Source organism: Shewanella sp. A22 (genome assembly GCF_053850585.1).
Map to the genome: position 1 here is coordinate 1 of NZ_JBSQBN010000181.1, position 5,855 is coordinate 5,855.

6 protein-coding genes are annotated in these 5,855 nt (G+C 42.4%); 2 read left to right on the forward strand and 4 right to left on the reverse strand.

Annotated elements, in window-relative coordinates; genetic code table 11:
* Positions 1-341: 341 nt before the first annotated feature.
* The 4 genes from rpoH to ftsY form a co-directional block, all read right to left on the reverse strand.
* The gene (rpoH, locus tag ACWXWT_RS19570; protein ID WP_456043245.1) at positions 342-1,199 is read right to left on the reverse strand and encodes an RNA polymerase sigma factor RpoH; all 858 of its coding nucleotides are present in this window, start codon (positions 1,197-1,199) and stop codon (positions 342-344) included.
* 225 nt (positions 1,200-1,424) lie between these two features.
* Positions 1,425-2,390: a permease-like cell division protein FtsX gene (gene ftsX, locus ACWXWT_RS19575; RefSeq protein WP_456043246.1), complete on the reverse strand. Its 966-nt coding sequence runs from the start codon at positions 2,388-2,390 to the stop codon at positions 1,425-1,427.
* Positions 2,387-3,076: a cell division ATP-binding protein FtsE gene (ftsE, locus tag ACWXWT_RS19580; protein ID WP_456043247.1), complete on the reverse strand. Its 690-nt coding sequence runs from the start codon at positions 3,074-3,076 to the stop codon at positions 2,387-2,389. The genes ftsX and ftsE overlap by 4 nt, the downstream gene beginning before the upstream one ends.
* Before the next feature lie 3 nt (positions 3,077-3,079).
* A complete protein-coding gene (gene ftsY / locus ACWXWT_RS19585) occupies positions 3,080-4,585 on the reverse strand; it encodes a signal recognition particle-docking protein FtsY (RefSeq protein ID WP_456043248.1) in 1,506 nt (501 codons plus the stop codon).
* Positions 4,586-4,765: 180 nt separating this feature from the next.
* On the opposite strand from ftsY, the gene rsmD reads away from it, so the two are divergent.
* Positions 4,766-5,365: a 16S rRNA (guanine(966)-N(2))-methyltransferase RsmD gene (gene rsmD / locus ACWXWT_RS19590; protein ID WP_456043249.1), complete on the forward strand. Its 600-nt coding sequence runs from the start codon at positions 4,766-4,768 to the stop codon at positions 5,363-5,365.
* Between the two features lie 9 nt (positions 5,366-5,374).
* The gene (locus ACWXWT_RS19595) at positions 5,375-5,644 is read left to right on the forward strand and encodes a hypothetical protein (protein WP_456043250.1); all 270 of its coding nucleotides are present in this window, start codon (positions 5,375-5,377) and stop codon (positions 5,642-5,644) included.
* Positions 5,645-5,855: the final 211 nt, after the last annotated feature.

Genomic DNA, 5,855 nt, shown 5'->3' on the forward strand with positions numbered 1-5,855 from the left:
CTTTTAAATCGATGTAACACAGAAGTGGAATACCTGAGAGACTCCATTCTGGCGGGTTTCAAAGTCCTTTATGCTTCGTTAGATGCTTTCAAAATACGACTGCATGGTCTATTTTTTTCCATAAAAATAACACATTCCCACCATCCATGGCGGTCAGATACTGGAGGTAGAGTAACGCAGAAGCTTGTTACCGAGGATCATTATTCGCTTCAATCATCTGCCTTGCCTACAGCACGTTGAACTCCCGCTGAAAGATCACATATTTAATAGGATTGCTATTAGCCATAAAAAAACCTGCCAGTGGCAGGTTTTAATTTTTCGAGCTTACTAGAGGTTAGGGCTTATTCCATACACGCTTTAAGCTTATTCATGGCATTTTTTTCTAACTGTCTAATTCGCTCAGCGGATACCTGGTAAGCGGATGCCAGCTCTTGCAAAGTAGTTTTATTATCATCCAACCAACGTGCACGTAATATATGCTGACTACGTTCATCTAAGGTTTTAATGGCTGATAATAAACGCGCCTGAGAATCGGCTTCAAAGTTTGCTTTTTCAACTTGCTCCGCTACATCAGAAGAATGATCTTCTAAATATAATGCAGGTGCAAAGTCTTGATGGTCGTCATCATTGTCGCTAGCCAGATCAAATGCAGGATCTTGCGCTGCCATGCGTGATTCCATTTCGGTCACGTCAGCTTTCGATACACCTAGATTCTCTGCAACCATTGTAACTTCAGCATCACTAAACCAACCTAAACGCTTTTTAGACTTACGGATATTAAAGAATAACTTACGTTGGGCTTTAGTGGTCGCTACTTTCACGATACGCCAGTTTTTCAACACGTACTCATGGATTTCAGCTTTAATCCAATGCACGGCAAAAGACACAAGGCGGACACCTACATCGGGGTCGAAGCGCTTAACAGCTTTCATCAAGCCAACATTCCCTTCTTGGATAAGATCTGCTTGTGGTAAACCGTATCCTGAGTAACCTTTGGCAACATGCACTACAAAACGAAGATGCGACATAATTAATTGCTTTGCAGCATGTAGATCGCCTGTTTCTTGTAAACGCTTTGCAATGTCGTACTCGGTATCGGCGTCCAACATATCGATGCTGGTCACTGATTGGATGTACGCTTCTAGACTGCTAGTGTTATGTGGAACAGCCAGCGCCATTGATTGCGTTTGATAAGTCATTCGCTCTCCTACTACATTCAAAAAAACTATTTCAGCTAACTAATACGATAAATTGCCTTTTCGGTTCACAATATAAAAAGACTCGTTTCGTTTAGCTGATGAACTATCAACTATATGACATCATATGTCAAATAAGGTTCGGCTCTGTAAACATTCTTACTGCTCACTAAACACAATGCAAGTGAACAAACGTTCATTTTACTCACCATTATTATACGCCTGTGATTATGACGGTTCAATATTACGTAAATGTTGTCGTACAGATAAATACGACCCCAGCCAACCTAAGAACGAAGCCAGTAACACCAGCTTAATCAACTCAGCAAATGTTAATGATTGAATGCTAAGTTCACTGCCATATAATCCCAACAACTCCGCTAAGGCACCGTCGAGATACCAGACTAAGACATTAATAATTAACCAAGCTAAAATACCGCCGATCACGCCATACCAAATACCTGTATATAAAAATGGCCGCTGAATAAAGGCTTCGGTTGCTCCGACTAATTTCATCACCTCGATTTCTGTTCGGCGGTTCATAATCGCCAAACGGATGGTATTGCCTATCACGAGTACCACGGCGAGAACCAGCAAGGCGGCAATCGCAAGCACGGTTTTTTCCAGCATCTTAAGCAATGCTTGCAGACGTTCTAACCATTCAATATCTAAACGACCAAAGTTAACCTCTGGTTCACGTTCTAATTTAGTCAGTAACTCTCGCGCCCCTGTTGAGCTAGAATATTTAATTGAAGGTGTTACCGTCACCACTGCGGGTAAAGGATTATCATCTAAATATGACAATGCCTCGCCAAAACCCGATAAACGCTGAAATTCTTCTAAGGCTTGATCTCGACTGATATATGTCACAGATTCAACTTCACGGAAGGCTTTAATACGCGACAATAAACTTTGGATAGATTGCTCACTGCGGCCTTTATTAATAAATAACGAAATTTCAGCAGCATTGTTCCAAGACTGAGTGATATTTTCGGCATTTTTAACAAGTACCTGCAAGGCTGCGGGTAAACTAAGACTTACCCCTAATACAGCCATGGTCATAATAGATGAAATAGGACTACGCCAAAGCTCACCCATACTCGACATGCCTTGTTGCACATGGCGAATAAAAAACATCACTATGCGGCCGCTTAGCGGTAATTTACTTTGTGTAATCCGAGGTTTTTTGCTCATCGTATATTCTCCCTTGCTGGCGAAGTGCTTTCGCCACCGAGCATGCGCCCTTCGCGCAGGGTAAAGGTACGATATTTCATCCGTGCAATTAGGCCTAAATCATGGGTGGCTATTAGCACGCTGGTTCCTGAGTCATTAAAGGCTTCAAATAACCGCAAAATATCCATCGATAATTTTGGATCTAAGTTACCGGTTGGTTCATCGGCTAACAACAACGGTGGTTTGTTAACAATGGCACGGGCAATACCGACGCGTTGTTGTTCTCCACCTGAAAGCATTATCGGCAAATGGCGCTCTTTACCGTATAAGCCCACCATATCAAGCGCACCAGCAACCCGTTTACGAATTTCACCATGAGTGAAACCTTCAATCACTAACGGTAGAGCAACATTGTCAAATACGGTTTTATCCATCAATAAATGATGGTTTTGAAAAATCATCCCAATATTACGACGTAAATACGGCACATGTTTTGGCCCTACGCTGGCAATATCGTGTCCATTAATAGACACTTTACCCGCTGTGGCACGTTCAATAACGGTAATAAGCTTGAGCAAGGTACTTTTACCCGCACCAGAATGGCCGGTAAGAAAGGCCATTTCACCTTGTCGTAGATGAAAATTGACATCCATAAGCGCCTTTTGGCCCCCTGAATAGACTTTACTGACCTGCTCAAATTGGATCATAAATTATTGGTCCGTTTTATCCTGGCTAAATAATGCTTCAATAAAGTCATTAGCGTTAAAGGTACGCAAATCATCAATTTGCTCCCCTACACCGATATGACGAATAGGAATAGTAAACTTATCGGCAATCGCAAAAATGACCCCACCTTTTGCTGTCCCATCTAACTTACTAATGGTAATACCTGTAACGCCTACGGCCTCTTGGAAAAGTTGTGCTTGGCTAATGGCATTTTGCCCCGTGCTGGCATCTAAGGTTAACATGACTTCGTGAGGGGTATCTGGATCGAGTTTTTTCATCACTCGCACCACTTTCTTTAACTCTTCCATTAGGTGACTTTTATTTTGTAGACGTCCTGCAGTATCAGCAATCAATACATCAACCTTGCGTGCTTTGGCGGCTTGCAAGGCATCAAACAATACCGAAGCGCTGTCTGCACCTGTATGTTGTGCTACGACCGGAATATTGTTGCGCTGCCCCCAAACTTGTAACTGCTCAACTGCTGCCGCGCGGAAGGTATCACCCGCAGCTAACATGACAGATTTACCTTGGCTTTGGTATTGTTTTGCCAATTTGCCAATGGTGGTTGTTTTACCGACACCGTTCACGCCGACCATTAAAATAACAAATGGGCCATTTGCATTATCGGGAATCAAAGGCACGGCAACTGGATCGAGCATTTTTTGCATTTCTTCACGCATTAAATCATAAAGTGCTTCAGCATTTTTGAGCTGCTTGCGTGATGCATGTTCGGTTAAACTTTTGATCAGTTTGGTCGTGGTTTCTACGCCAACATCGGCAATGAGTAACTGTTCTTCGAGCTCTTCAAATAGTTCATCATCAATTTTTTTACCGCTGAATAAACCAATAAAACCAGATCCAATATTCTCACTGGTACGCATTAAGCCACGCTTTAAGCGGGCAAACATACCTTCTTTTTGCGGTTTAGCTTGAGGCTCATCTTGCTTTTCTAACGCGATGTGCTCTATTGGAGCCTGTTGTTCCGTTAATGGCTCAACAGCCTGCATTTCTGCAGCTAATGCCTCATCGGCTAACACTTCTGCATCAATACGCGCTTGTTCAACTTGTTCCGCTTCTAAGCGGTCTTGCTCAAGGCGATCGGCTTCTTCAGCTTGTTGCCGTTTTACTTGTTCTGCCGCTAATTTTTCTGTTTCAAGGCGAGCCAGTTCTGCAGCCTGTTGCTCAAGTGCCAACTGCTCTGCAGCTAATTGATCCGCTGCCAGCTTCTCTGCTACCAACCTTTGTTGATCGATATTATCTTGCGCTTCCCGTTCAACAGCCAAACGCTCTTGCTCAATATAAGCGGCTTCTTCAGCTTGCGTCTGTTTAAGCTGCTCTTCGGTTAGCTTATCTGTATTAACTTGCTCGACGTTTACTTGCTCAGCTTCGACTTCACGCTCTGCATCGATATCAACTTGTAGTTGCTGTTCTTCAACTTCAGGGACGGGCTTATCTTTACGAAACCAAGAGAAAAAACCTTTCTTTGCCATGTTTGCTACCAATATTTATATGCTTAAAAATTCAGTTGAAGCCGTTTGTTGAATCACTCGCCAGTAAAATGATGAATACTCACATTTAATCACAAGTTTGATATAAAATAACGACAGTTCAGATTGTGGCATAGTCTACCACTTTCTTTTTTCTTTGTTCAGGCAAATCACGAGGGTGAGATGGCTAAAAAAAACACCAGCAGCGGTCAGGTGCGGATTATTTCTGGTCAATGGCGCTCTCGTAAGCTGCCAATCCATGATCTTGAAGGCTTACGCCCCACAACAGATCGCGTTCGCGAGACCTTATTTAATTGGCTTGCCAATGATATTCGCGGAGCAAGAGTGTTAGATTGCTTCGCAGGCAGTGGCGCATTAGGCCTTGAGGCATTATCTCGCTATGCCAGCTTTGCCACCATGATTGAACTGCAAAAAAATGCAGCTCATCAATTAACACAAAATTTGGCCACCTTACAATGTCAAAACGCCCAGGTAATTAACGCCGACAGTTTGCAAGAGCTGGCGAAAGGGGCGCCTAGTGGGTTTGATATTGTCTTTATCGACCCCCCTTTTCGTAAAGATCTCGCCAATAAGACAATTGACCTGCTTATGCAACATCAGTGGTTAAACGCCAATGCACTGATTTATGTTGAAACCGAGTCAGAAATAAGCGCGTTTCACGTTCCTGCGACCTGGGTTGCCCTAAAAGAAAAACACGCGGGTCAAGTTTGTTATCGACTTTATCAATATCAACCCAATGATACAGCCTCATCAGTTGACTAATAAATGCCCATGGATATAAATGAAATTGTGCTAATAGGTAAAACAGCAACCTTATCAATGTGGTGTGTAGTGACTTATGGTTTATTTGTCTTTACTCCAGAAGTATCTGAGCCCCTCAACTTACTTGCTAGTATTACTGCGGTCATCCATATTTTAATGGCATTGCTGACTGGTATCATCTTGTCTTGTAAAAATAAAAAAAGCGCACATTATGGTGCCATTTTATTATTTGGTGTATTTGCGATACTAGAGCGATACCATAGTAAACATGCTGATTAAAAGCATTCTCAACGCTATTATACCAATCCCATTAAATATCTGGTCAGTTCAGAGTCTCTCAGTTTTTTCAATTCAAGGCACATTGATGTAACACAGAAGTGGAATACCTGAGAGACTCCATTCTGGCGGGTTTCAAAGTCCTTTATGCTTCGTTAGATGCTTTCAAAATACGACGGCATGGTCTATTTTTTTCCATAAAAAATAACACATT

What these genes read in the sequence shown, in the direction of transcription:
- ACWXWT_RS19595 (WP_456043250.1), top strand. Translation starts at nt 5,375, where the DNA reads ATGGATATAAATGAAATTGTGCTAATAGGTAAAACAGCAACCTTATCA.
- ftsE (WP_456043247.1), bottom strand. Translation starts at nt 3,076, where the DNA reads ATGATCCAATTTGAGCAGGTCAGTAAAGTCTATTCAGGGGGCCAAAAG.
- ftsY (WP_456043248.1), bottom strand. Translation starts at nt 4,585, where the DNA reads ATGGCAAAGAAAGGTTTTTTCTCTTGGTTTCGTAAAGATAAGCCCGTC.
- rpoH (WP_456043245.1), bottom strand. Translation starts at nt 1,199, where the DNA reads ATGACTTATCAAACGCAATCAATGGCGCTGGCTGTTCCACATAACACT.
- rsmD (WP_456043249.1), top strand. Translation starts at nt 4,766, where the DNA reads ATGGCTAAAAAAAACACCAGCAGCGGTCAGGTGCGGATTATTTCTGGT.
- ftsX (WP_456043246.1), bottom strand. Translation starts at nt 2,390, where the DNA reads ATGAGCAAAAAACCTCGGATTACACAAAGTAAATTACCGCTAAGCGGC.